Source organism: Allobosea sp. FG18 (genome assembly GCF_057809495.1).
Genome location: NZ_JBMDKB010000019.1, coordinates 1 through 23,681, shown reverse-complemented (window position 1 = coordinate 23,681; position 23,681 = coordinate 1). Strand labels below are relative to the sequence as shown.

The following is a 23,681-nucleotide window of genomic DNA, read 5'->3' as shown; positions in this document are numbered from 1 at the left end:
CCGCCGCGAGGCATCAAACTTGTCGCACCGACCTCGGGAGCCGCAGCCTGCAAGGGCTGGCTCGCGAGGCTTCATCGTCCCAACGGGAGGCACCACATGATCCCTGTGGTTAAGTCCTTGTCCGTCGAGGGGGCCATCGGCCCCTCCGCTGACAAGTTTCTGGTTCGCAAGCCCACGCAGGAAGAGGCCGAAGCCGCTGTCCGCACACTGCTGCTCTGGGCGGGCGACGATCCGTCGCGCGAGGGGCTGGCGGACACGCCGCGCCGCGTCGCCAAGGCTTACAAGGAATTCTACAAGGGCTACGCCGAGGATCCGCATCATATCCTCGACCGCGTCTTCGAGGAGGTCGAGGGCTATCGCGACATGGTCCTCGTCCGCGACATCCCGTTCTATTCGCATTGCGAGCACCACATGGTGCCCTTCGTCGGCAAGGCCCATATCGGCTATTACCCGTCGAAGGGCGTGGTCGGCCTGTCGAAGCTCGCCCGCATCGTCGATGTCTATGCCCGCCGCCTGCAAACGCAGGAGACGATGACGGCCCAGATCGCCGATGTGATCGAGGAGGTGCTGGAGCCGCGCGGCGTCGCCATCCTCGTCGAGGCCGAGCATATGTGCATGTCGATGCGCGGCGTGCAGAAGCAGGGCTCGTCGACGATGACCTCGCAGTATCGCGGCGTTTTCCGGGACGATCCGGCCGAGCAGGTCCGCTTTTTCACGATGGTGAAGTCGCCGGGGCTGTAGGTGCGTTCGACGGCGGGCAGCAACGACTTCGTACCACCCTTGTCATTCCGGAGCTTCGCGGAGCGAAGAACCCGGAACCCACGACCGGGTGAGCTGCCCACAACGCGGCTTGGAATGTCGCACCCCGTCGTGGGTTCCGGGTTCGCGCCTGCGGCGCGCCCCGGAATGACAAAGGGTGGTTCCGACGACGGGTTTCCGATAGCTGTCTGCACCAGTTGGCGGCTCCATTAGCCGCTCCTGGCATTCTCATTACAAGGCGCGTCACGTGACCGCCCTTCCCCGGAGCCTCCATGCCCCTCTTCCCCGCCGCGACCGACAAGCACGCCCTCGAGGAGGGAACGGTGCTCAGCCCCCGCTTCGACGCGAACGGCCTTGTCACGGTCGTCGCGACGGAGGCCGATACCGGCGCGGTGCTGATGGTCGCCCATATGAATGCCGAGGCGCTGAAGCGCTCGATCGAGACTGGCGAGGCCTGGTACTGGTCGCGCTCCCGCAAGGAACTCTGGCACAAGGGCGCGACCTCCGGACAGATCCAGACCATCGTCGAGATGCGGGTCGACTGCGACCAGGATGCACTCTGGATCAAGGTGAAGGTGGCCGGCGACGGCGGCTGCTGTCACACCGGGCGCTGCTCCTGCTTCTACCGGGTCAAGCCGCTGCGGAGCGAGACGGAAAAACCTCTGATCCTCTGCGACTGACAGCTTGAATCCGGCGCGCATCGGCAATGCCGCCGGCATGCCTTCACGGATTCGTCAAAGACAGGCGATAATCGCCGGAGGCTGGCCGTTCATCTTTCGCTCATCGGCTTCTGAGACCCTCTTATTCCATGGAGGGACGGGCCCATGCGGTGGGATGGTGTCGCGCGGCGAGCCTTTGGTCTCGGCGGAGGTGGTGCCGCAATGAACGATATGCGCCCGGTCGAGGGACAGCCGGCCCTGGTCAGACCGAAGATCGGCCTCGCGCTCGGCGGCGGCGCGGCCCGCGGCTGGGCCCATATCGGCGTGCTCGAGGTGCTGATCGAGGCCGGCTTCGCCCCCGATGTCATCGCCGGAACCTCGATCGGCGCCGTGGTCGGCGGCTGCCTCGCGGCCGGCAAGCTGCCTGAGCTCAGCGAATTCGCCACCAGCATGACCAAGCGCCGCATCGTTGGCCTGATGGATTTCCATATCGGCGGCGCCGGGCTGATCGCCGGCAGCCGTCTGAAGCGCCTGCTCGAACAGCATCTGAACGGCATCCGGATCGAGGACCTGAGCCACCGCTTCGTCGCCGTCGCGACCGAGCTCGGATTCGGCCACGAAATCTGGCTGACCCGTGGCCCGCTGGTCGAAGCGCTGACCGCCTCCTACGCGCTGCCCGGCATCTTCGACCCCGTGAAGCTCGGCGGCCGCTGGCTGATGGACGGCGCGCTGGTCAATCCGGTTCCGGTGACGGCGGCGCGCGCGCTCGGCGCCGATGTCGTGATCTGCGTCAACCTCAACAGCGACCTCACCGGCCGCGGCACGACCATCCAGGATCAGAGCTCCGACCCCGACCCGCTCATACCGGAATTGCGTATCCAGCCGGAGCCGCGCTGGTATGACGGGATCAGCGGCGCGGCCAAGCGCGTCCGCAACATCGTCGGCCGCCCGGCGGAGAACCGTCCCGGCCTCGCGGGCGTGATGATCGATGCCTTCAACATCACGCAGGACCGCATCTCGCGCTCGCGGCTGGCGGGTGATCCGCCCGACGTGATGATCGGCCCGAAGCTCGGCCGCATCGGCCTGTTCGACTTCCACCGCGCCGACGAGACAATCGAACTCGGCCGGCAGGCGACGCGCCGGGCGCTCGACGACATCGCCACCCTCGTCGCAGCCAACCATATCGCGCCCGAGAGCTGAGGCCCTCCGGCGGCGCCCGAGCCTACCGGATTTTGCATGGAAACACGCGGGTCATCCCGGGCTTGACCCGGGATCCATGCCGGAGCGCTTCCAATGAAGGTTCAGGCATGGATCCCGGCTCTCCGCTTCGCTACGGCTGGGATGACCCGCGTTTCAATGGAAACGCGAACAGGCTTCCATCACGCCATCGCAATATAGTCGCGCATAGCCTTGCTTTCGGCCTCGATCGCGGCCACGCGGTGCTTGACCACGTCGCCGATCGAAACGAGGCCGGTGACGCGGCCGTTCTCGACCACCGGAACATGGCGGAAGCGGCCAGTCGTCATGATCTCCATCAATTCGTCGACGCTGGTCTGCGGCCGGCAGGTTACGACCTTCGACGTCATCGAGCGCGAGACCGCGCTCTCAAGCGCGCTGGCTCCCAGCTCACCAAGCGCCCGGATGATGTCGCGTTCGGACAGGATGCCCACGAGCGCCCCATCCGCACCCATGACGACAACGGCGCCGATGCGCTTCTCGCTCAGCGTGCGGATCGCCTCGGCCAGCGTCCGATGCGGCTGCACCGAGATCACATCGTGCCCCTTGCCGCTCAGCAACTGCTCGACATTCATGGCCAACCCTCCTCGCAGGCGCGCCGTTGCCGGCGCGCGGTTTCGCTGGAACTTCGCGAGGGCCGGCAAGTCTCTCGATGCCGGGCCGGCTCGGGAAGTGCTTCGCAATAAGGTGAGTGTGGGCGAAGACCTTGGCGCAGGCAAGGTTTCCGAAATGGTTCTAAGGAGCCTGCGAATACGGACCCGCCATCCGCTTCAGCTCCGCTTCTGCCCCCGGTCGAGCAGCGGAAACAGCATGAGTCCGACGACGAAGCCGCCGATATGGGCTTCCCAGGCGATGCTGGTCTCCTCGCCGAAGATCGGCACCAGCCCCGCGCCGAACAGGATGTTCGTCACGAACCAGATCGCGATGAACAGCAGGGCGCGCGAATTGCGCCAGAGCTGCCCGAACGGCTCGGCCGGAATCGCGCGCACGACCGCATCGTCGCCGAGCTCACCGAAGCGCAGGCCGGGCGCGAAGACGAAACGGATCGCCGCTGCCGTCGCCCCCGAGATGCCCGCCGAGGCGCCGACGAGCGGCAGCACGTCGAGATCCCGCGACCACCAATGCAGCAGCGCCCCTCCGATGGTCGCCAGAGCCATCAGATTGAGGAAGCGCCCCGTCCCGAGCCGCCGCGCGACCGGGCTGCCGAAAGCCGCAAGCCAGACCGCGTTGGAGACGAGATGCAGCCAGGAGCCGTGCAGCAGGCCATAGGTCAGGACCGTCCAGAGCCTGACCCCGCCATCGGCCAGCAGCAGCCGGACGAGCTGGAGCCGCTCGACGACGTCCTGTCCTGCAGTGAGCTGCGCCATCGCGCCGACGACATCGTCGATCCGTGCCGGCGAGAGCCAGAGCGTCAGGCGTGCCGGCACGAAGGCGAGCCAGGACATCAGCACGTAGTCGTCATAGTCCGACAGCAGCGAGCGGCCGGCCTGGATCAGGACCAGGACCACCAGCAGCCAGACCACAGCGGACGGCAGGTTGAAGACGGGCTCGCGCCGCGGCGGTGGAGAATATTGGGAAGACATGCGGCCGTCACACTTGCCGAAGCACCGGCACGGCGCAAGCGGCAGACCAGCCCGACTCAACGAAAAAGGGGAGCGGCTCGCGCCGTCCCCTTTTTCGCCGGCTGTGAGGCCGCCCGGTCGTACCGAGCGGCTGGCTCACGCCCCCCTCCACCTCGTGCTGCGCATGCTGTCCGCATCCGCGAATTCCGAAGCGATTGATGCGCATTTTAACGATCATCCACAATCGTAAGACTTGATTAACCCTAACGCCCCTGCCGCCTCCCCCGACTCAGTGCGGGGTGGCAAGACGGCACGGCGAATGCGTCAGCGATCTTCTGAGAGATTGATTCGCCCTCCTTTCGAACGGTTCCGCGTCGTCTTCGGACGTCGGGCCGCTCCAGGGAGAGACAGACGGGCGATATGGGCACAGAATGAAGAACGCGAGCACACGTCTGGTTTTCGAATATTGGGACGGGCTGCGCGGCGAGCGGGCCGCGCCGGAGCGTGGCGAGATCGAGCCCGGAGCCTTGCGGCATGCCCTGGCCGATACCTTCGTGCTGGAAAACGAGCCGATCGGCCCGGTCTTCCGGTTGGCGGGTACGCGGCTCTGCGCCCTGATCGGCAGGGAACTGCGCGGCCGCGCCTTCACGGCGCTTTGGGCCGATGTCGAGGCCCAGAGCGATATGCGCCGCCTCGTCCAGACCGTGATGGACGAGAGTGCCGGCGCGGTCGCCGGCCTCTCCGGCAAGTCGGTCACCGGCACGCCGATCTATCTCGAATTGCTGCTGCTGCCGCTGCGCTACCGGGGCCGCACCCACGCCCGTGTGCTCGGCGCGCTCTCGCCCGCCCTGTCACCGGACTGGCTCGGCCTCGACACCATCGAATCGATGCGGATGATCTCGCTCAGGATGCTCTGGCCTGCGGCGACCGCACGCCCACCCGTCACGCCGCGCCGTGCCGAACCGCCCCGTCTCGTGGTATTACCGGGCGGGCGGGCCTGAGCGGAACGATACGTTAACCGAAACCCGCCTAGGATTATCGGGGAATCTAGGTCGGTTATTGATGTTGAGCGCCCTCAAAACGCCTCGAGCGGCTGCCTTTCCTGCTGAGCGCAGGCGGCATTTCCGTATGAAAGTGGTGTTGTTGGGTCGCTACATGCTGCCGAACCGCATGGAATATCCCTGCCAGACGATCGACATCTCACCCGGCGGCGTTCACCTCGCCGCGCCCGCCAAGGCCAAGCCCGGCGAGCGCGTCATCGTCTATCTCGAGCATCTCGGCCGCATCGAGGGCGCCTGCGTGCGCACCACGGCCGAGGGTTTCGCGATGACCATCACGGCGACCAGCCGCAAGCGCGAGAAATTCACCGCCCAGCTGACCTGGCTTGCCAATCGCGAAGAGCTCGGCCTGCCCGAGGATCGCCGCCACGAGCGCATCGTGCCGCGCAACCCGCGTTCGACCCTGGTGTTGGATGACGGCGCCGAGCATATCGTGCGCATCATCGATATCTCGCTCTCGGGCGCCGCCTTCTCCAGCGATCTCGACCTGCCGATCAACACGCCGGTCCGCCTCGGCACGACGCCGGCGCGTGTCGTCCGCCGCTTCGACGGCGGCTATGCGGCCGAGTTCCGCTTCCCGCTCTCGGCCGACCTGCTCGACGAGAATCTCGAGCTCTGAAGCCCGCATCGCGGGCTTTCAGCGTCCTCCATAGCGTCAGCTCGCAGAGCGCCGCTTGGCGTCCGCCGCCTTGAATAGCGCAACCTGATCGGCCTGCGCCTTCCGAAAGACCGAGCGGCCGGTGACGCGGGCGACATAGGCCTCGCTCGCCGGCCGGTCGCCGAAGGCACGGACCTTCTCGACCCGCAGCACATCCGCCATCGGCAGGTCGGCTACCGTGAAGCGGCCGGCGGCGAGCCATTCGCGCTCGCTCAGCACCTGTTCGAGCTGACCGAGGCGCAGGCCCATCCAGCCCGTCAGCGGATTGTCGGCGGCTCCGGTGACGGTCAGGAACCACCAGGGCACGCTGACCATCTCGATCGCGTTGAGCGCGGCCAGCGTCCATTGCAGCGTTTCCGCTTCCGCGACCGGATCGATCGGCATCAGCTTCTCGCTCTTGCGCGCCAGGTGCAGCAGCCCTGCCCCGCTCTCGAACAGCTTCGCCGCGCCATCGTCCAGGAACGGGATCTGCCCGAAGGGCTGGCGCGAGAGATGATTGGTCTCGCGCCCATCGAAAGGAATGGTGCGGACGTCATAAGCGAGGCCCGCCTCCTCGCAGGCCCATCGCAGCCTTAGGTCGCGCACGAAACCGCGGGGGCCCCTCGGGGACCCAGTCATAGGTCCAGATGGTCAGTGCACTCATCAAGGCGCCCCTCTGCATGGTTCGATCGGCAATAACCCCTCATCGAGCGCGCACGTTCCAGTCGATCCGGCGAGACCACATTTCCGAGGCCACAGCAGCCCTTTCTGCCGCTTCGGCGCGGTAACGATTGCGTAGGTTAATCAGTCCTTTCTGTACAACGAACAATTAAGGGTTAACGTTTGGTTTTACGATCGACGCAAATCGTTACTTCCGCTTTCGAACAAGGTTGAGGCTGATCTATACTTGGCCACCGCACCGGCCGAATACATAAATTTGTACGTTTCCATTTCAGCTCGAATCCATCCGCCGCCGCGCATCGTCATCCCCGGGACAGAAAGGGGACGACATGCTCTCACTCCATCGCAATCTGATTGGTACCGCTCTCGCCGCCATGGTCGCCATGGCCGGGGCAAGCGCGGCTCAGGCTCAGGGTTCAGCCGGCATTCCGGTCGCGAGCCTCCCGGCCGAAGCCTCCGGCGACGCCCGCGCACCCTATGCCTGGACGGATTTCTGCAAGCGCACGCCGTCCGAATGCCGCGTCGACACCCGCGAGGCCGAGCGGATCGAGCTGAATTCGAAGCTCTGGAAGACGATCGTCGCGGTCAACAACAATGCCAACCGCGAGATCGAGGCGATCACCGACCAGGATCACTGGGGCGTCGTCGACCGCTGGGACATCCCCACGGACGGCAAGGGCGACTGCGAGGATTATGTGCTGTTGAAGCGCAAGCGCCTGGCCGAGGCCGGTCTGCCGCGTCGCGCGATGCTCGTCACCGTCGTGATCGACGAGGAGAATGCCGGTCATGCCGTGCTGATGATCCGCACCGATCGCGGCGACTTCGTCCTCGACAACAAGCGCAATGCGATCCTGCCCTGGAGCCAGACCGGCTACGTCTACGTCAAGCGGGAGTCCCAGTACCGCACCGGCTGGACCTCGCTCGGCGGCGCGCAGACCCCGACGGTCGCCTCGGTACAGCGTTGATGGAATCCGCCGCAGCCCGATTTCGGCTGCGGATATAAGGACGGCGAGGCTCGGTCACGTCCCCACCCACCCGTCCCCAAGGGATCGGGTTTCGCCAAGGGCCGGCTTTCCCCCACGGAAAGCCGGCCCGCTTCGTTTGAGCTTCAGTCGAGCCGTTCGAGCCCGGCCGCGAATTGCCGCCAGCGCTGGACATAGGCCTTCGCCGAAGCGGTGATCCCTTCCGCAGCCTTGTCGTCGAGCGTCCGTATCGCCCGCGCCGGCGAGCCGACGATCAGCGAATTGTCGGGAAATTCCTTGCCTTCGGTCACCAGCGCATTGGCGCCGACAAGGCTGTTGCGGCCGATCTTGGCACCGTTGAGCACGGTCGCGCCCATCCCGACCAGGCTGTTCTCGCCGATCGTGCAGCCATGCAGGATGGCGCGGTGACCGATCGTGCAATTGGCGCCGACCGTCAGCGGATAGCCCATGTCGGTATGGAGCACGCAGCCTTCCTGGAGGTTGCTGCCCTCGCCGATCGTGATCCACTCGTTGTCGCCGCGCAGCACGGCGCCGAACCAGATCCCCACTCCGGCCGCCAGCCTGACGCGGCCGATGACATGCGCGTCGGGCGCGAGCCACCACTCTCCGGCCTCCGCGGTTTCCGGCCTAGTTCCATCGAGCGCATAGAGGGGCATCGGCTTGTCCTGACGGTTCGAGCCCTCAGGATTGCAGGCGGGCGACGCCTGTCGTCAAGCGCCGAGGAGATGCAGCAGGTCGAGCACGACGCGGCCCGAGACCAGGCTCCAGATGCCGGCGGTCATGCCCGCGAGCATGAGGAAGGAAACCGGGCGCCCGTCGTTCTGCCGGCCGCGCACCGTGTTGCGCAGGATCAGGAAGGGCGCGCTGAAGACCACCACCGGCACGCTGGCGATGGCGGCAAGCCCGCCGGTCTGCAGAAGCGTGAAATCGGCGCGCCGCTCCGTGAACAGCTCGAACGCGCTGGCCAGCAGTCCCGCGAAGGCGAAGCCGAGGAACAGGGATTGCAGCGCCTCGAGGAAGGCAAACTGGATGGTCACGGACGCAAACTCTCAACCGGAACGAGGCCCGAGCCTGCCGCATGGTTTACGAACTGTGAAGGACAGAGTTTACCGATGGTTAACCGTACCGGCCCGGTTATGGTTTACGCCGCATTAAGCCGGGGATGATTCAGTGGTTGCGACTTGATCGCAAGGCACCGGAATGACCGCATCGCTGCCCTATCACCGGCCCGGCCACCAGGCCGCTCATATCACTTCGATGGTGCGCATGCGTCTGCAACAGCGGGCTGCCCCGCTCCCGCGCGCGGACGGCGCCTTGCTGAAGGCGATGCTGCTGATCCTGACAGCGGGTGTGCTCGCAACCGGCCTCGCGGTCTACCTCACCCAGCAGCGCGACGAGCCGACGGCTGCCCCGCAGCCCGCTCGCGTCGGCGAGGTCGCCCTGATGATCCCGAAGGAGCTCACCGGCATCGAGGACGATGGCGATACGAGCCGGCTCGTCGGCATGGTGCGCCTGCGCCTGGATTGGCCGAACCTCGGCCCGGCCCAACCGGATAACCGCAAGCGGCTGCTGATCACGCTGAGCCCGCCCGACCGGGTCAACGAGCCGGCCCGGCAGCTCGCGACCTATGCCCGCTTCCTGACGCCGACCGTCTGGTCGAACCCCGGCGGTCTTGTGGTGCGCGGCTTCCGCAAGGGCTCGCCCTTCGAGAACGACGAGTTCTACGTCTCCGTCCCCGACGGAAAGGGCTTCGCCGCGCGCTGCCCGATCGAGACCGGCGCCGGCCTCGAGGAACCCTGCCGCATCACCTTCCAGCATCGTGGCATGGATGTGAACATCCGCTTCCCCCGCGCCATCATCGCCGATTGGGCGGTGATGCTGGGAGGTGTCAGGCGGACGCTCGACGGGCTGATCCGCTAGGAAGCAGTCTTTAGGGCGGCAGGGAACACCCACAGCCCTCATCCTGAGGAGCCATTCCCGAGGGAATGGCGTCTCGAAGGATGCTTCAGAAATCTCTGGAGCCTACTGGACCATCCTTCGAGACGCCGCGTTCCGCGGCTCCTCAGGATGAGGGCTCCAGCCTTTGGCTTTGACGACCTCAATCCTCGAGATCGACGTCGAGGATCGCCATGGTGAAGTTGAAGGAGCGGTCGCCATCCTCGTCGTCGACATGGATGATGCCGATGAACTCCTCGCCCAGATAGACCTCGGCCGAGTCGGTCTTCTTCATCCGGGCGCGCACGCTGATCGCGTGGTTGTTGAAGGTGCGGCGCAGATAGGTTTCGAGCTTGGCGAGTTCTGTCTTGTCCACGGTCCTGGGTCCTTTCGAATTGGCCGGGAGCGATGCCACGGCAGGCCACGAAGGGCAAGCGAAAGCAGCCGCTGCGGACATGGCAGGCCTCATCCATCCGGTGGTTGTGGATGCCATGCGGAATCGTGCCATGTTCTCGAACCTCCGGAACCTTGACGGACCTTGAGACCATGAAGCCGTGGCTTGCTCCCGCCCTCGATTATGTCGCGACCTGGCTCGATTTCCAGCGCAGCCATCATGACCAACCGGGCTGCGCGGTCGCGATCGCGGATGGCAGCGAAGTTGTGCTGGAGGCCGCCTTCGGCAGCGCGAACCTCGCCACCGGCGAGGCACTGACGCCGCGCCACGGCTTCCGCATCGCCTCGCATTCCAAGAGCTTCACCTCGGCCGGCATCCTGCGCCTCGTCGACGAAGGCCGCCTGCGGCTCGACGACGAGGTCGGCAGCCTGATCGACGGGCTGCACCCGGAGATCGCCAAGGTCACCGTCGGCCAGGTCCTCTCCAACAGCGCCGGCCTGACCCGCGACGGCCCCGATGCCGGCCAGTTCCTCGACCGCAAGCCCTTCTGCAGCAAGGCGGAACTGCTCGCCGATCTCGCGAAGCCGCCGGTCCTCCCCGGCTCGCAACGTTTCAAATACTCGAACCACGGCTTCGGCCTGCTCGGCCTCGTCATCGAAGCCGTGACCGGACAGGACTACAACAAGTGGATCACCGACGAGGTCGTCGCCAAGGTCGGACTCACCGAAACCGCAGCCGATATCGGCCTCTGGGGCCAGAGGCCGATGGCGAAGGGCCATACCGGCAGGCAATTGCTCGGTCAGCGCATGGTCATCCCGGCCGACAACCACTGCCATGCCATGGCTTCCGCCACCGGCTTCGTCGGGACCGCCGCCGATGTCGCGCGCTATTTCGCACAACTCTCGCCGCAAGCCGAACGCAGCATCCTCTCGGCCAGGAGCCGCCGCGAGATGATCCGCCGGCTCTGGCCGGACGACGAATCCAGCCTCGGCCGGCATTACGGGCTCGGCACGATTTCCGGCGGCGAGGGCGACTGGCGCTGGGTCGGCCATTCCGGCGGCTTCCAGGGCTTCATCACCCGCACCGCCATCGTCCCGAAGCAGGGCCTGACGATCTCCGTCCTGACCAACGCCATCGACGGCCTCGCCCATCCCTGGCTCGATGGCGTCGCCCATATCCTGAAGGTCTTCGCCGAGCGCGGCGGCCCGCCCGTCGAGACGCGCGACTGGACAGGGCGCTGGTGGACGCTCTGGGGCGCGACCGATCTCGTGCCCGTTGCCGACCGCGTGCTCTGCGCCGCCCCGGCCCTGCTGACGCCCTTCCTCGATGCCGCCGAGATTGCGATCGAAGCGCCCGACACCGGCCGCATCCTCCGCGCCTCCGGCTTCCACAGCCCGGGCGAGACCGTTGCTCTGGAACGTGAGGGCGGAAAGGTGCGCTCGGTCAGAATGGCCGGCTCGCGCCTGCTCGGAGCCGACGCGATGCGCGCGGAGATGGAAGGGCGCTACGGCGATCGGGCGCAAGGCTGAGGCAGCTCGGCTTTTTAAGAACGCAAGTCATCCCGGACGCAGCGAAGCGGAGATCCGGGATCCATGCCTGAGCCTTCATCGGAGGTGCTCCGGCATGGATCCCAGGTCTCCCTGCGGTCGCCCGGGATGACGACGCGCGATTGAACCCAGCCGTCATTCTCGGACGACCGCAGGGAGACCCAAGCATGACGAAGCGGATACTCCGCCACGCATTCGCCGCCTTCCGGTCGCAGCCTTCGTTTCGAGGGCTGGCCGATGCGTGTTCTTGCCTCGATGATCGCTGCTGTCCTGATTGCGGGAGCGACGGTCGCACGCGCCCATCAGGCCCCGCGGGGCTGGGACTATCCGTTCTACTGCTGCCTCGATTCCGACTGTGCGCAGATCGATGCCGAAGCCGTCCGGGAAGTCACCGGCGGCTTCATCGTCACGATCGCCCCCGGCAAGCATCCGATGTGGTCAACGGAGCGCAAGAAGCCACTGACGCTCGAAATCCCGCAGGACAAGGCCAAGCAGTCGCCGGACGGCCACTGGCATCTCTGCATCGACGACTCAGGCGAACTGCTCTGCTTCTTCGCGCCGGGCAATGATTCCTAGCGCATGAAATGCAGCGTCCGGAACTTGCCACGGAAGGCCGTCACATCCTTCGCCACCGCCTCGGCGGGGCGCGAGCCGTTCAGCCCCTCGGCGATATAGCCAGCCAACTCCGGCATGTCCGCAGCCGTCATGCCGAAACGGACGATCTCCGGCGTTCCCAACCTGAGGCCGTTGACGTCGCCTTCGACAGCCGGCAGCGGCAGGCCGATGCCGCAGGACAGGATATTGACGGCGCGAAGCCGCTTCGCCGCCGCCTGCCCGCCGCCGTAAGCAGCGGCCTCGATCGCGAACTGGTGCGAGGTGGTCATGCCCCGGTCGCGCGCGAAGACCGGCACCTGCCGTTCGGAGAGCGCTTCCGCCAGCGCCTTCGCGGTCTTGGCCATCTCCTGCGCATAAGCACGGCCATGCGCCTTCCAGTCGAGCAGCGAGACGGCGAGCGAGGCTGATTTCGCCGCGTCGAAATTGGCGGTGAGACCGGGATAGGCGATGGCGTCGAGCTTTTTGGCGATCTCGGCATCGTTGGTCACGATCAGGCCCGAAGGCGGCCCGCCGAGGCTCTTGTAGGTGCTCATCGTCATCAGATGGGCGCCCTCCTCCAAGGGCTGCTGCCAGCCATGGCCCGCAATCATGCCGGACATATGCGCCGCGTCGAACAGCACGAGCGCGCCGACCTCATCGGCAATGGCCCGGATCTCGCGGATCGGATGCGGGAACAGGTTGAGGCTGCCGCCGATCGAGATCAGCTTCGGCCTGAGGCGCAGCGCATCGGCCCGGAGCTTCCCGACATCGACCGTATAATTCACCGGATCGATCGGTGCCGAATGGGTGACGATGCCGTAGAGCCCGGCTGCGCCCGCACCGTGATGGGTGACATGCCCGCCGATCTCGCCGGGCGGCGCGATGATGCAGTCGCCGGCCTTGGCCGCGACCATGAAGGCGTAGAGATTGGCGATGGCGCCGGAGGGCACGCGGATTTCGGCATATTTCGCGCCGAAGACCTCAGCCGCGAGCTCGGCAGTGATGATCTCGATCTGCTCGATCGCCTCCAGCCCCATCTCGTATTTGTCGCCGGGATAGCCGAGCGAGGGCCGCGCCCCGATCCCCGCCGAGAGCAGCGCCTCGGCCTTCGGGTTCATGACATTGGTGGCAGGGTTGAGATTGACGCAGTCGCGCTCATGGATCGTCCGATTCTCGGTGGCGAGCGCGTCGATCCGCGCCGCGATGGCCTCGAGCGGCTGGCTCGCAGTTTCGCCGGCGACCTTGAGCACATAGTCCTCGCTCGCTTCCGGAACCCAGTCGCGCCTGCCCAGAGCCGTCATCTCGCCGTTCTCCCGATCCCGCCTGATGTCGCGACGCATAACAGCGGTTTGCCGGCCCGCGCGCAAACGAGTATTCATCGCTCGCAGGCTGAGGAATTCTCAGCCTCGATCTGGAGCCTCGCCTTGCCGGTCAAGCCGCCGCGCCCGCGCCTGCCCTCGCTCAATGCCTTGCGCGCCTTCGAGGCCGCGGCACGGCTGGAGAGCTTCGCCAAGGCCGCCGACGAGATCGGCGTCACGGCCGGCGCCGTCACCCAGCAGATCAGGCAGCTTGAAGCAACGCTGGGTTTCGCGGTCTTCCGCCGCCTGCCGCAGGGCGTCGCCTTGACCGAAGCCGCGCGCGAGGCCCTGCCACGCCTGACGCGCGGCTTCGACATGCTGGGACAGGCGGTGCAGGCCTTGCGCGAGGCACAGCCGCATCGGCCGCTCGCCATCGCCGCCCTGCCCTGCATCGCCCAGCTCTGGCTCTCGCCGCGCCTGCCGGCGCTCCAGGCCGCATTCCCGGACTTGCAGATCTCGATTTCGGCGATGGAGGAACCGCCCGATCCGCAGCGCGATCCCTATGATCTCTCGCTGTTCTATCGGGAAACCGCACCGGCCAGCGGCGGGCTTCAATTGGCGGGCGACGCGATTCTACCCGTCTGCGCGCCCGCTCTCGCTGCAAAGCTCGCGACGTCAGCCGACCTTGTCGCGCAGACACTGCTGCACGACGCAGTCTGGCGCAGCGACTGGGCGCGCTGGCTATCCTTCGCCGTACCCGGCACAAAGATCGATCCGAGCCGTGGCCCGGCGTTCTCGCTCTACAGCCTGGCACTGGATGCCTGCCTGTCGGGTTCAGGCATCCTGATGGGGCGGATGAGTCTTGTCGGCCCTCATCTCGCGTCGGGCAGGCTCGTCGCGCCCTTCCCCCAGGCCATGCCGACGCCCGATCGCCTGACGCTCGCGGCCGCAATGGCTGCCGGCGCGCATCCGCACCGGGCCGAGATCATGGACTGGCTCGCCGGCTCGGCCGACTGAGCACATCAGATATAGGCGCCGCAATCGCCGGCGAACGTCTGGTTCATCGAGCGCGAAGGCTCGGCACAGCCCGCTTCCCCGACCACCTTGGCCGGCACGCCCGCCACGGTCTTGTTGCGCGGCACGGGCTGGAGCACGACCGAGCCGGCCGCGATGCGACTGCATTGGCCGACCTCGATATTGCCGAGTATCTTGGCGCCGGCGCCGATCAGCACGCCCTTGCGGATCTTCGGGTGGCGGTCGCCGCCCTGCTTGCCGGTTCCGCCCAGCGTGACGCCGTGCAGCATCGAGACGTCGTCCTCGATGACCGCCGTCTCGCCGACGACGAGCCCGGTCGCGTGGTCGAGGAAGATGCCCTTGCCGATCCGCGCCGCCGGGTTGATGTCGGTCTGGAACACCTCGGAGGAGCGCGCCTGCAGGTAGAGCGCGAAATCGCGCCGGTCGCGCTTCCAGAGCCAATGCGCCAGGCGGTGGCATTGCAGCGCATGGAAGCCCTTGAAGAACAGCACCGGCTCGAGCACGCGGTAGCAGGCGGGATCGCGATCGAGTACGGCCATCACATCGGCGCGCATGCCGGCGCCGATCGTCTCGTCATCGGCCATCGCCTCGGCGAAGCCCTGTTCGACCAGGTCGGCGGTCACGGCGGGATGGCCGAGCCTTGCCGCGACGCGATGAGCGACAGCGGCCTCGAAGCTCGGCTGGTTGAGCACGGAGGCGACGATCAGGGTACCGAGCGCCGGCTCGGCCGCGACAGCGGCTTCGGCCTCGGTCCGCAGGCGCGACCAGGCGGGATCGACGCGGTCGAGCCCGGTTGCGAAGTCGCGTACTTCCACGACGGAGTGCCCCGACGGCATGGTCATTCTCCGGAAAGACGGGTTCAGCGGAAGGACAACCCGGCCTGAAGCAGGCGTCCGCATCAAAAGCTCAAGCCGAACCGAAGTTGAATCTAAAAGCGAGGCAACGGAATCAGAATTTCAGGGAAGATCGACAACACATTGGCGTCGCCCGCTTTTCTGGATTGCCTGTATTCGCCTGCATGCTCTCACAAACGCGCGAGAAAGTCGAGGACGGCTTGCTTGTGGCTCTTGTCGCCGACGGCGAGGTTATGGTCGCGCCCGATGATGTCGAAGGTCTCGGCGCCGGGGATGAGCTTCGCCAGCTCCGGCCCGGAGCCGGATACGTCGTCCTTGGTACCGACACTGATCAGCGTGGGCATCGAAATCTGCCCGACCTGCTCGGCAGTCAACGTCTGGCGCGAGCCGCGAATGCAAGCGGCGAGCGCCCTGAGATCGCTCTTGGTCTGCTCGGCGAAGGCGCGGAACATGCGCTGCATCGGATCGGTCAGGACATCGAGCGACGGCGCCTCCATCGCATCGGCGATGCCGAGCGGCAGCCCCACCCCCTCGACGAGATGGATGCCGAGTCCGCCGAGCAGCAATGCTTCCAGCCGGCGCGGATGCGCCAGCGCCAGATGCGCCGAGATGCGCGCACCCATCGAATAGCCCATCACCGCCGCGCGCGGGATGTCGAGATGGTCCATCAGCCGGCGCACATCCTCGGCCATGACCTGCGAGGAATAGGCGGCGGGGTCGTAGAGCTTCTCGCTCTGGCCGTGGCCGCGATCATCCAGCGCGACGACCCGATAGCCGGCATGGGTCAGCGTCTTCGTCCACTGGGTGTTGACCCAGTTGATCATGTGCGAGGAGGCGAAGCCGTGGACCAGCACGATGGTGCGGTGCTTCGGCTCGTCAGCGGTCGGCGCCATGTCGATGAAGGCGATCTTCACGCCATCGGAAGAAAAGCTCTGCATACGGGTCTCGGGTCGCAACGTCGGAATGGTTCCCTTCCCTGCCATGGCCGGGCGGATTTGGGTACCCGCCATGGCGCGGCTTGCTTATGAGCGCCCGCCATGATGAACGATGGCCGCATGACCCAGCCCGCGCCCCGCGAATCGTCACGCCTCGCCATCGTCGACATCGCCCGCGGCGTCGCGCTGCTGGCCATGTTCGTCTACCACTTCGCCTACGACCTCTCGATGTTCCGGCTGATCGAGACCGACATCGTCGCCGAGCCGGGCTGGCGCCTGTTCGCGCGCGGCATCGCCGGCAGCTTCCTGACCATCGTCGGCTTCAGTCTCGTCCTCGCGACGCGCAAGGGCCTGGACCTCAAGGCCTACCTCAAGCGCCTAGCCATGGTCGCGGGTGCGGCAGCACTGGTCACGCTCGGCACCTGGCGGTTCATACCGGGCGATTTCATCTTCTTCGGCATCCTGCACCATGTCGCGGTCGCGAGCGTGCTCGCTCTGCCCTTCCTGCGCCTGCCGGTCATCGCCGGCGCGTTTGCGGCAGCTCTCGCCTTCGCGCTGCCCTCCTTCGTCGCCCATCCGCTGTTCGATCACCCCTGGGCGGCCTGGCTCGGCTTCTCTCAGGCGCCGATCCACACGGCCGATTTCGTGCCGGTCTTCCCCTGGTTCGGCTGCGTGCTGAGCGGCATCGTGCTGGCGCGCCTCGTCCTGCCGCATCTGGCTGGTACCGCGCTCGCCGGCTGGCGGCCGGGCAACAAGGCGACCCGAATCGTCGCCTGGGGCGGGCGCCATAGCCTGCTGGTCTATCTCGTCCACCAGCCGCTTTTCATCGGCGCGCTGATGTTGTCGATGCAGGTCGTCGCTCCGACCTCGCCGGAGGAACGCGCCTTCCGGAACGAATGCCAGCGCAGCTGCTCCGGTCCCAACGTGCCGCAGGAGATCTGCCGGATGGTCTGCGCCTGCACGGTCGATGGCCTCAAGCGCGAGCAACTCTGGCAGAAGGCGCTCGACAACCTCCTCTCGCCGCAGGAAAGCGCCCGGATGACTGAGCTGGCGCGCGGCTGCCTGCGCGACGGGCGCTGATGCGAAAGAGCGCTCTGGCGCTGGGGCGGTTCACGCGATAGGTTGCGGCCGAATTTCAGACTTGCGAAGAGCGACGACCATGGCCGCGACTGGCATCCCGCATTTCCACAATGACCTCGGCGTTCCCGTCATCAAGGTCGGCGCGCATGAGTTCATGTGCATCGGCGCCAAGCCGCCCTTCGACCATCCGCATGTCTTCCTCGACATGGGCGCGGATCACGAGATCATCTGCCCCTATTGCTCGACCCTGTTCAAATATGAGCCGTCGCTGAAGGGCGCCGCCTGCATCCCGCCGGAATGCGCCTATACGGACTCGGCCAAGGCGGCCTGAGGCTCGTCCACTGCATCCGGCGCGCGGGTTCTGAGGGGCATCCGCGCCTCGTCTTCCAGCACCATCATCGAAGGCGTCCGATCCCGTGTCCGCTCCTCATTTCGTCATCGCCGGCGCCGGCATCGGCGGCCTGACTATGGCCCTGTCGCTGGCGCGGCGCGGCATTGCCGCGACCGTCGTCGAGAAGCGCACCGGCTTCGGCGAGACCGGGGCCGGTCTGCAAGTCACCTCCAATTCCGGCCGCGTGCTCGATGCGCTCGACCTCGCCCTGCCGCTGAAGCGCATCAGCGTGACTTCGCACGGGCTGATGATCCGGCGCTGGGCCGACGGCTCGCAGGTACTGGAGATGCCCTCCAGCCCCGAGCACATGCCGACACCGTTTCGCATGATGAAGCGCAACGATCTCCATACCGTCCTGCTAGACGCCGCCCGTGCCATGCCGAATATCCGCCTGATGGTCGGCCGCAGCGTGGATGAGGTCAGCCGGAATGCCGACGGCGTCACGATCGGGCTCACCGCGCGCGACGGTGTCGGCGGGACGCTTTCCGCTCTCGGATTGATCGGCGCCGACGGCCTGTGGTCGCGCGTCCGCGATCTCACCGGCGATGCTTCGCCGCCGGTCTTCACCGGCTATGAGGCCTGGCGCGCCGTGGTGTCGGCCCGCGCTGGCGACAAGCCGCGCGTGACGCTGCATATGGGCTCCGGCCGCCATGCGGTGCATTACCCTGTCGCCGGCGGCCGGGAGATCAACATCGTCGTCGTCCGCCAGGCGAAGGAGGCCCGCGAGGGCTGGTCGCGCGATGGCGACCGCGGCGTCGTCACCGAGCATCTCGCCGGCGCCTCGCCGGCCTTGCGCGAGCTCACGGACGCGGCCGAAGGCTGGCAGGTCTGGTCGCTGTTCGACCGCAAGCCCGCCGCCATGGCCAATGGCCGGATCGCGCTGCTGGGCGATGCCGCCCACCCGATCCTGCCCTTCCTCGCCCAGGGCGCCTCGCTCGCGATCGAGGATGCCGCGGTGCTCGCCCGCCTGCTCGCCGAGACGCTTAGTCGCGAAGGCGCTGCCGGGGTGCCCATGGCCTTCGCCGCCTATGCCGCCGCCCGCGCCCAGCGCGTCGCCCGCGTGCAGGAGGAGAGCCGGGGCAATGGCCGCAACTATCATATGGGCTGGCCGCTCAGCATCGCCCGCGATTTCGCGCTGAAGCGGCTGGGGCCGGACGGCCTGCGTAATCGCTATGGCTGGCTCTATGACTGGCAGGATGCGGCCTGATCTCGTCAAAGCCGCAATCGATCCCTATCTCTGTGCCGAGGGAAGGGACTGAAACCAGATGATCCGCGTCAATCTCTACGAGCAGCTCAACGGCCGCACCCGCGCCATGCCGCGCTGGCAGGCGTGGCTCGCCATGGCGGCGAGCCTCACCGTCGGCGTCGCGCTTTTCGTGCTGGCCGCGAGCCTTGCGCTCATCCTGATCCCGGTCGTGCTGATCGTCGGCGCGATCGCGGTCTGGCGCCTCAAGGCCAAGCTGAAGGCGGCGGGCATCGACCCGACCAGTCCTTTCGCCAACCAGCCGCGCCAGCCGGACCGCGTCGAAGTCATCGACGCTGAGTATCGCATCATCGAGCCGGACGAGCCGCGCCGCTGAGACTCAGAACCCGCCTTTCAGGACGACGCCGGCGATCGCACAGATCGCCAGCACCGGCACCATGCCCAGCCTGAAGCGCAGAAGCGCGATGGCCGCGCCAGCCGCCAGCACGGCGGCGCGCCAGTCCAGCGAGGTGAGGACCGGCACCTCCGGGCTCATGCCGAGGAAGGACAGGCTGGAGACCTCCCGGAAGAGGACATGCAGCCCGAACCAGAGCGCCAGGTTGGCGATGACGCCGACCACGGCGGCGGTGATCGCGCCGAGCGCGGCAGACAGCCCCTTGTTCTCCCTGAGCGCCTCGACATAGGGCGCCCCCAGAAAGATCCAGAGGAAGCACGGTGCGAAGGTGACCCAGACCGTCAGCAGCGCCCCGAGCCCGCCGGCCACCAGCGGCGGCAGGCTGCCCGGCGCCCGGAACGCGGCGAGGAAGCCGACGAATTCGAGCACGAGGATGAGCGGCCCCGGCGTCGTCTCGGCCAGCCCCAGCCCGTCCAGCATCTCGCCGGCGGTGAGCCAGCCGAAGCCGTCGACCGCCGCCTGCGCGACATAAGCCAGGACCGCATAGGCCCCGCCGAAGGTCACCATCGCCATTGTGCTGAAGAAGCTGCCGATCTGCGTCCAGATGCTGGCCGGGCCGGTAACGAGCCAGAGCACGGCCACCGGCGCGAGCCAGAGCGGCAGCCAAAGCGCGAGCACGCGCATGGCCTTGCCCGCGGAAGGCCGGACATGCGGGAGCCCCCCCTCCGAAAGCAGCCGGTCGACCAAGCCGACGACCGGCGGCCCGGCTGCGCCATGCCGCCCCGCCGCGCCGAACCAGTCCGGCCGGACGCGACTACCGAGCCAGCCGACGAGCCCCGCGGCCAGGATGATCGCCGGAAACGGCGCCTTGAACAGGAAGATCGCAACGAACGCAGCCGCCGCCACAGCGACCATCACCTCATTTTTGAGCGCCCTGCGGCTGATCCTCAGGCCCGGCTCGATGACGATGGCGAGCACGGCCGCCTTCACGCCGAAGAAGATGCCGTCGACCAGCGGGACATGGCGCCAGGTAACGTAGAGGATGCTGAGGCCCAGCATCACCAGCGCCCCGGGCAGGATGAAGAGCAGGCCGGCGATCAGGCCCCCGACCGTCCGATGCATCAGCCAGCCGATATAGACGGCGAGTTGCTGCGCCTCCGGGCCCGGCAGGAGCATGCAGTAGTTCAGCGCGTGCAGGAAACGCTCCTCGCCGACCCAGCGCCGTTCCTCGACCAGCTCCTTGTGCATCAGCGCAATCTGGCCTGCCGGCCCGCCGAAGGACAGGAAGCCGATCCGCGCCCAGACCCGCGTCGCCTCGCCGAGCGTCGGCATGCGCCCTGCCGCTATCGTTTCCACGACATTCATCGCCGCGCCTCCCCCGCCGGCTTCGGCACCGGCCAGTTATGGGTTTCCTCGGCCGCATCGCGGCACCAGCGATAGAAGGCGTCGTAGAGCAGCATGCCGGCCTCGAGCTGGTCGAGATCGTGCTTGTACATGCGCGACAGCCCGAGCGACGCCGCGAGCAGGCCCGCAGCCTGCGGCTCGGCCTCCAGCGTCGCGGTATCCGCCGCCCGCACGATGCGCGCCAGCCGGTCGAGCGTCGGCGAAGCCAGCCGGAACTCCTCGATCATCGCGTCGAAGGTGCAGAGCGGCCCGCGATGGCTCCAGAATACGCCCTCGATATCGAAGGGCGTGGCCCCGAAGCGATCCGCCACGGCCTCGACCTCGGAGGCCGCGACGAAGAGGAACACGGCCTGCCTATCGATCAAGCGTCGGATGAGCCAGGGGCAGGCGATGCGGTCGATCTTCGGCCGCGCCCGCGTCACCCAGACGCTGCCGCTGGCCGAGGCCCCCGGAGGCAGGCGCTCCGGCGAGAACACCATCCCGCCAGCCTGACGCCAGGCCTGGTGCCCGCCTTCCAGAGTTTCCGCAGGAATGCCGCGATGCCGCAGCCAGGCGGCAACGCCTTCACTGAGCTTGAGGCCGCGATGGCAAACCACCACCACGCGTCGCTGGGCGGCGAATTCAGCACCCCAGTCGGCGACAGTACGATAGTCGCGCCGAACGGAGCCCGGCAGGAGCAATGGATCGGCGGCGACATCCTCGTCGATGCGGACATCAACGATCGCCGGAGCATCGGGCAGGCCGACCAGCCGTGACAGCTGGGCGACCGAGATCTGTTCGTTGGAAGACATGGCTTGCGTCCATCCTGAAGCGAGGAAGTTGGACGCGAACATTGGGCCGAAGCCTCACGGGGTCGTCGCGGTGAAACCCCTTGGCGACGACTACACCATGTCAGCGCGGCCGGCGTCAACGCCGGCCGCAACTTCACTCGATCCGGCTGACCAGAATCTTGTCGATGCGGCGGCCGTCGAGATCGACGACCTCGAAGCGCCAATGCCCCTTGTCGAAGCTCTCGCCGACATTCGGCAGATGGTTCATCTCGGCCAGGATGAAGCCGGCAACCGTCTGGAAATCGGCGTCGCGCGGGATCGGAATGCCGAGTTCATGCGAGAACTCGTCGACCTGCATCCAGCCGGCGACGAGATAGGAGCCGTCGGCGCGCGTCACGATCGCCGGCTCGTCCTCTTCCTCTTCCTGGAAGGCACCGATGATCGCCTCGAGCACGTCGCCGGGCGTGATGATGCCCTCGAAATGGCCGTACTCGTCGAAGACCAGCGCCATATGCACGCGGCTGGCGCGGATCTCGCGCAGGACATGCAGCGAGTCGGCCGTATCCATCACGATCGGAGTCTCCTGCACGAGCGCGCGCAGGTCCTGCACCTCGCCGGTCTGAAGGAACTCGATCAGGTCCTTGACGAGGATCACGCCGACGATCGAATCCGCCTCGCCGTCCTGCACCGGCAGCCGCGAGCGGCGCGTCGCACGCAATTGCTCGCGGATTTCTTCGGCACTGTCCTCGAGATCGATCACCTCGACCTCGCGGCGCGGCGTCATCAGCGCCCGCGCCGAGCGGTCGGCAAGGCGCATCACGCCCGCGATCATCTCGCGCTCGTCACGCTCCAGCACGCCGGCGGTCTCCGCCTCGGCGATGATGGTGCGGACCTCCTCCTCGGTGACTCTCTCCTCGGATTCACCCTTCTGGCCGAGCAGGCGCAGCACCGCCTTGCCGGAGACATCGAGCAGGAACACGACAGGCGCGCCGACCTTCGAGAGCAGCGACATCGCCGGCGCAACCCGCGCCGCCACCCGCTCGGGGTCGCGCAGCGCGATCTGCTTCGGCACGAGTTCGCCGAGAATCAGCGAGAGATAGGTGATCGCGACAACGACGGCGCCGACGCCGAGCGTATCCGATACCGATGGCGAGAAACCATGCGTGCCCAGCCATTCCGACAGGCGCGCGCCGAGCGTGGCGCCGGAGAAGGCGCCCGAGAGCACGCCGACGAGCGTGATTCCGATCTGGACGGTGGAGAGAAAGCGACCGGGATCTTCCGCGAGGCGCATCGCGGTTGCGGCGCCCTTGCTGCCCTGATCGCTGAGAGCCTTGAGGCGCGCCGGGCGTGACGAAACCACGGCGAGTTCCGACATGGCGAGGAGTCCATTGACGATCGTCAGCGCCACGACGATCAGGATTTCGGTTAACAAAACCAGCCTGCTTGCTGCGAAGCCACGACATCTGGCGGCCCGCTTCCTGGCCCCTTATAGCGGAACATGGCCCCAACGCGATGGGCCGGACGAAAGATTTGTGAGCGGATAATGAGCAAGCCCCGTTTTTGGCAGCCGGCCGCCGATACGCAAGCCGATGCCGATCCCCGACTGCGCGCGCCGTCGGCCCAGCGCAACCGCGATGCGATCCTCGCCGTGCTGGCGGGTGTGCTCCCACCATCCGGGCTCGTTCTGGAGATCGCTTCCGGCTCAGGCGAGCATGCCGTTCATTTCGCCGCGGCCCTGCCCGGCCTGACCTTCCAGCCGAGCGATCCCTCGCCCGACGCGGTCGCGAGCATCGCGGCCTGGACCGGCGAATCCGGCCTCGGCAACATTCTTCCGCCGCTCGTCGTCGACGCAACCGCGCCGGACTGGCCGCTCGAAGCAGCCGACGCGATCCTTTGCATCAACATGATCCATATCGCGCCCTGGGCCGCGGCGGAGGGCCTGTTCCGCCATGCCGGCCGCCTCTTGAAGCCGGGCCAGCCGCTCTATCTCTACGGTCCCTATCGTCGGCCGGGCAGACCGCTGGAGCCAGGCAACGCGGCTTTCGACGAAAGCCTGCGCGGGCGCGACCCGGCCTGGGGCCTGCGGGAACTGGACGCGGTCGCGGCACTCGGCGCCGCCAACGGCCTTGGTACACCCGAGATCGTAGAGATGCCCGCGAACAATCTCAGCGTGATCTTCAGAAAAGCGTGACACCCGCTGCATCCAGCCAACGGTTGTCAAACGAACCAACCGTCATTGCGAGCGTAGCGAAGCAATCCAGGGGGACGTAG

The 23,681-nt window shown here is 67.0% G+C and carries 26 protein-coding genes and 1 pseudogene; 15 read left to right on the top strand and 12 right to left on the bottom strand.

The annotated features are described in order from the left end of the window. Positions 1–96 precede the first annotated feature (96 nt). The 3 genes from folE (at position 97) to ACODTJ_RS20150 (ending at position 2,618) form a co-directional block, all read left to right on the top strand. Positions 97–741 carry a GTP cyclohydrolase I FolE gene (gene folE / locus ACODTJ_RS20160; protein WP_291922946.1) on the top strand — a complete coding sequence of 215 codons (645 nt, stop codon included), beginning with the start codon at positions 97–99 and terminating at the stop codon, positions 739–741. A 290-nt stretch (positions 742–1,031) separates the two neighbouring features. Continuing rightward, a complete protein-coding gene (gene hisI, locus ACODTJ_RS20155) occupies positions 1,032–1,439 on the top strand; it encodes a phosphoribosyl-AMP cyclohydrolase (protein WP_454656469.1) in 408 nt (135 codons plus the stop codon). 201 nt (positions 1,440–1,640) lie between these two features. Next, positions 1,641–2,618, top strand: coding sequence for a patatin-like phospholipase family protein (locus ACODTJ_RS20150; protein ID WP_488849739.1), 978 nt, complete (start codon positions 1,641–1,643; stop codon positions 2,616–2,618). A gap of 179 nt (positions 2,619–2,797) precedes the next feature. Here ACODTJ_RS20150 and ACODTJ_RS20145 read toward each other — a convergent pair whose 3' ends face one another. Then, positions 2,798–3,229, bottom strand: a complete 432-nt coding sequence (locus ACODTJ_RS20145; RefSeq protein ID WP_454656467.1) for a CBS domain-containing protein — start codon at positions 3,227–3,229, stop codon at positions 2,798–2,800. A 195-nt stretch (positions 3,230–3,424) separates the two neighbouring features. Further along, complete coding sequence (locus ACODTJ_RS20140; protein ID WP_454656466.1) at positions 3,425–4,237, bottom strand: rhomboid family intramembrane serine protease; 813 nt, start codon at positions 4,235–4,237, stop codon at positions 3,425–3,427. Between the two features lie 410 nt (positions 4,238–4,647). Between ACODTJ_RS20140 and ACODTJ_RS20135 the strand changes: the two genes are divergently transcribed. After that, entirely contained in the window at positions 4,648–5,217 is a 570-nt protein-coding gene (locus ACODTJ_RS20135; protein WP_454656465.1) for a PAS domain-containing protein, read from the top strand. 61 nt (positions 5,218–5,278) lie between these two features. After that, positions 5,279–5,893 (top strand): PilZ domain-containing protein, encoded by a 615-nt coding sequence (locus ACODTJ_RS20130; protein WP_454656464.1) that lies wholly within the window; start codon positions 5,279–5,281, stop codon positions 5,891–5,893. A 36-nt stretch (positions 5,894–5,929) separates the two neighbouring features. Here the strand turns inward: ACODTJ_RS20130 and ACODTJ_RS20125 are convergent. Continuing rightward, positions 5,930–6,575, bottom strand: a pseudogene (locus ACODTJ_RS20125) (glutathione S-transferase family protein). A 346-nt stretch (positions 6,576–6,921) separates the two neighbouring features. Between ACODTJ_RS20125 and ACODTJ_RS20120 the strand changes: the two are divergent. Further along, on the top strand, positions 6,922–7,557 hold the full coding sequence (locus tag ACODTJ_RS20120; RefSeq protein WP_454656463.1) for a transglutaminase-like cysteine peptidase: 636 nt from the start codon (positions 6,922–6,924) through the stop codon (positions 7,555–7,557). Between the two features lie 143 nt (positions 7,558–7,700). Here the strand turns inward: ACODTJ_RS20120 and ACODTJ_RS20115 are convergent, their stop codons facing one another. After that, positions 7,701–8,231, bottom strand: coding sequence for a gamma carbonic anhydrase family protein (locus ACODTJ_RS20115; protein WP_454656462.1), 531 nt, complete (start codon positions 8,229–8,231; stop codon positions 7,701–7,703). Between the two features lie 54 nt (positions 8,232–8,285). Continuing rightward, on the bottom strand, positions 8,286–8,612 hold the full coding sequence (locus ACODTJ_RS20110) for a DUF6949 family protein (protein ID WP_454656461.1): 327 nt from the start codon (positions 8,610–8,612) through the stop codon (positions 8,286–8,288). A 163-nt stretch (positions 8,613–8,775) separates the two neighbouring features. Between ACODTJ_RS20110 and ACODTJ_RS20105 the strand changes: the two genes are divergently transcribed. Further along, on the top strand, positions 8,776–9,495 hold the full coding sequence (locus ACODTJ_RS20105; protein ID WP_454656460.1) for a hypothetical protein: 720 nt from the start codon (positions 8,776–8,778) through the stop codon (positions 9,493–9,495). A 178-nt stretch (positions 9,496–9,673) separates the two neighbouring features. Here the strand turns inward: ACODTJ_RS20105 and ACODTJ_RS20100 are convergent, their stop codons facing one another. Further along, positions 9,674–9,886, bottom strand: coding sequence for a DUF3126 family protein (locus ACODTJ_RS20100; protein ID WP_199092659.1), 213 nt, complete (start codon positions 9,884–9,886; stop codon positions 9,674–9,676). 170 nt (positions 9,887–10,056) lie between these two features. Here ACODTJ_RS20100 and ACODTJ_RS20095 point away from each other — a divergent pair, with 170 nt between their 5' ends. Next, entirely contained in the window at positions 10,057–11,433 is a 1,377-nt protein-coding gene (locus tag ACODTJ_RS20095) for a serine hydrolase domain-containing protein (RefSeq protein WP_454656459.1), read from the top strand. A gap of 255 nt (positions 11,434–11,688) precedes the next feature. Continuing rightward, complete coding sequence (locus ACODTJ_RS20090) at positions 11,689–12,027, top strand: hypothetical protein (RefSeq protein ID WP_454656458.1); 339 nt, start codon at positions 11,689–11,691, stop codon at positions 12,025–12,027. Here ACODTJ_RS20090 and glyA read toward each other — a convergent pair. After that, the gene (gene glyA / locus ACODTJ_RS20085; RefSeq protein ID WP_454656457.1) at positions 12,024–13,346 is read right to left on the bottom strand and encodes a serine hydroxymethyltransferase; all 1,323 of its coding nucleotides are present in this window, start codon (positions 13,344–13,346) and stop codon (positions 12,024–12,026) included. The two genes, ACODTJ_RS20090 and glyA, sit on opposite strands and share 4 nt — an antisense overlap. Positions 13,347–13,469: 123 nt before the next feature. Here glyA and ACODTJ_RS20080 point away from each other — a divergent pair, with 123 nt between their 5' ends. Next, a complete protein-coding gene (locus tag ACODTJ_RS20080; protein ID WP_454656456.1) occupies positions 13,470–14,360 on the top strand; it encodes a LysR substrate-binding domain-containing protein in 891 nt (296 codons plus the stop codon). Between the two features lie 5 nt (positions 14,361–14,365). On the opposite strand, the gene cysE is transcribed toward ACODTJ_RS20080, so the two are convergent. Together cysE and ACODTJ_RS20070 are read right to left on the bottom strand one after the other, a co-directional pair. Then, a complete protein-coding gene (gene cysE, locus ACODTJ_RS20075) occupies positions 14,366–15,214 on the bottom strand; it encodes a serine O-acetyltransferase (RefSeq protein WP_454656455.1) in 849 nt (282 codons plus the stop codon). A gap of 188 nt (positions 15,215–15,402) precedes the next feature. Continuing rightward, positions 15,403–16,170, bottom strand: coding sequence for an alpha/beta fold hydrolase (locus ACODTJ_RS20070; RefSeq protein WP_454656454.1), 768 nt, complete (start codon positions 16,168–16,170; stop codon positions 15,403–15,405). 117 nt (positions 16,171–16,287) lie between these two features. Here ACODTJ_RS20070 and ACODTJ_RS20065 point away from each other — a divergent pair, with 117 nt between their 5' ends. From ACODTJ_RS20065 to ACODTJ_RS20050, 4 genes are all read left to right on the top strand, one after another. Then, positions 16,288–17,247 (top strand): heparan-alpha-glucosaminide N-acetyltransferase, encoded by a 960-nt coding sequence (locus tag ACODTJ_RS20065; RefSeq protein ID WP_488849738.1) that lies wholly within the window; start codon positions 16,288–16,290, stop codon positions 17,245–17,247. 79 nt (positions 17,248–17,326) lie between these two features. Then, a complete protein-coding gene (locus ACODTJ_RS20060; RefSeq protein ID WP_293808006.1) occupies positions 17,327–17,578 on the top strand; it encodes a zinc-finger domain-containing protein in 252 nt (83 codons plus the stop codon). Positions 17,579–17,663: 85 nt separating this feature from the next. Then, on the top strand, positions 17,664–18,845 hold the full coding sequence (locus ACODTJ_RS20055; protein WP_454656452.1) for an FAD-dependent monooxygenase: 1,182 nt from the start codon (positions 17,664–17,666) through the stop codon (positions 18,843–18,845). A gap of 58 nt (positions 18,846–18,903) precedes the next feature. Beyond that, on the top strand, positions 18,904–19,218 hold the full coding sequence (locus ACODTJ_RS20050; protein ID WP_454656451.1) for a hypothetical protein: 315 nt from the start codon (positions 18,904–18,906) through the stop codon (positions 19,216–19,218). Between the two features lie 3 nt (positions 19,219–19,221). Here ACODTJ_RS20050 and chrA read toward each other — a convergent pair whose 3' ends face one another. The 3 genes from chrA to ACODTJ_RS20035 all read right to left on the bottom strand — a co-directional run bounded on the left by chrA (position 19,222) and on the right by ACODTJ_RS20035 (position 22,827). Beyond that, positions 19,222–20,601 (bottom strand): chromate efflux transporter, encoded by a 1,380-nt coding sequence (gene chrA / locus ACODTJ_RS20045; protein ID WP_488849737.1) that lies wholly within the window; start codon positions 20,599–20,601, stop codon positions 19,222–19,224. Further along, positions 20,598–21,431, bottom strand: coding sequence for a chromate resistance protein ChrB domain-containing protein (locus ACODTJ_RS20040; protein ID WP_454656449.1), 834 nt, complete (start codon positions 21,429–21,431; stop codon positions 20,598–20,600). Before ACODTJ_RS20040 ends, chrA begins: the two co-directional genes overlap by 4 nt. Positions 21,432–21,564: 133 nt before the next feature. After that, positions 21,565–22,827 (bottom strand): hemolysin family protein, encoded by a 1,263-nt coding sequence (locus ACODTJ_RS20035; RefSeq protein WP_488849747.1) that lies wholly within the window; start codon positions 22,825–22,827, stop codon positions 21,565–21,567. Positions 22,828–22,953: 126 nt separating this feature from the next. Between ACODTJ_RS20035 and ACODTJ_RS20030 the strand changes: the two genes are divergently transcribed. After that, complete coding sequence (locus ACODTJ_RS20030; RefSeq protein ID WP_454656448.1) at positions 22,954–23,601, top strand: DUF938 domain-containing protein; 648 nt, start codon at positions 22,954–22,956, stop codon at positions 23,599–23,601. The last annotated feature ends 80 nt before the right edge of the window (positions 23,602–23,681 follow it).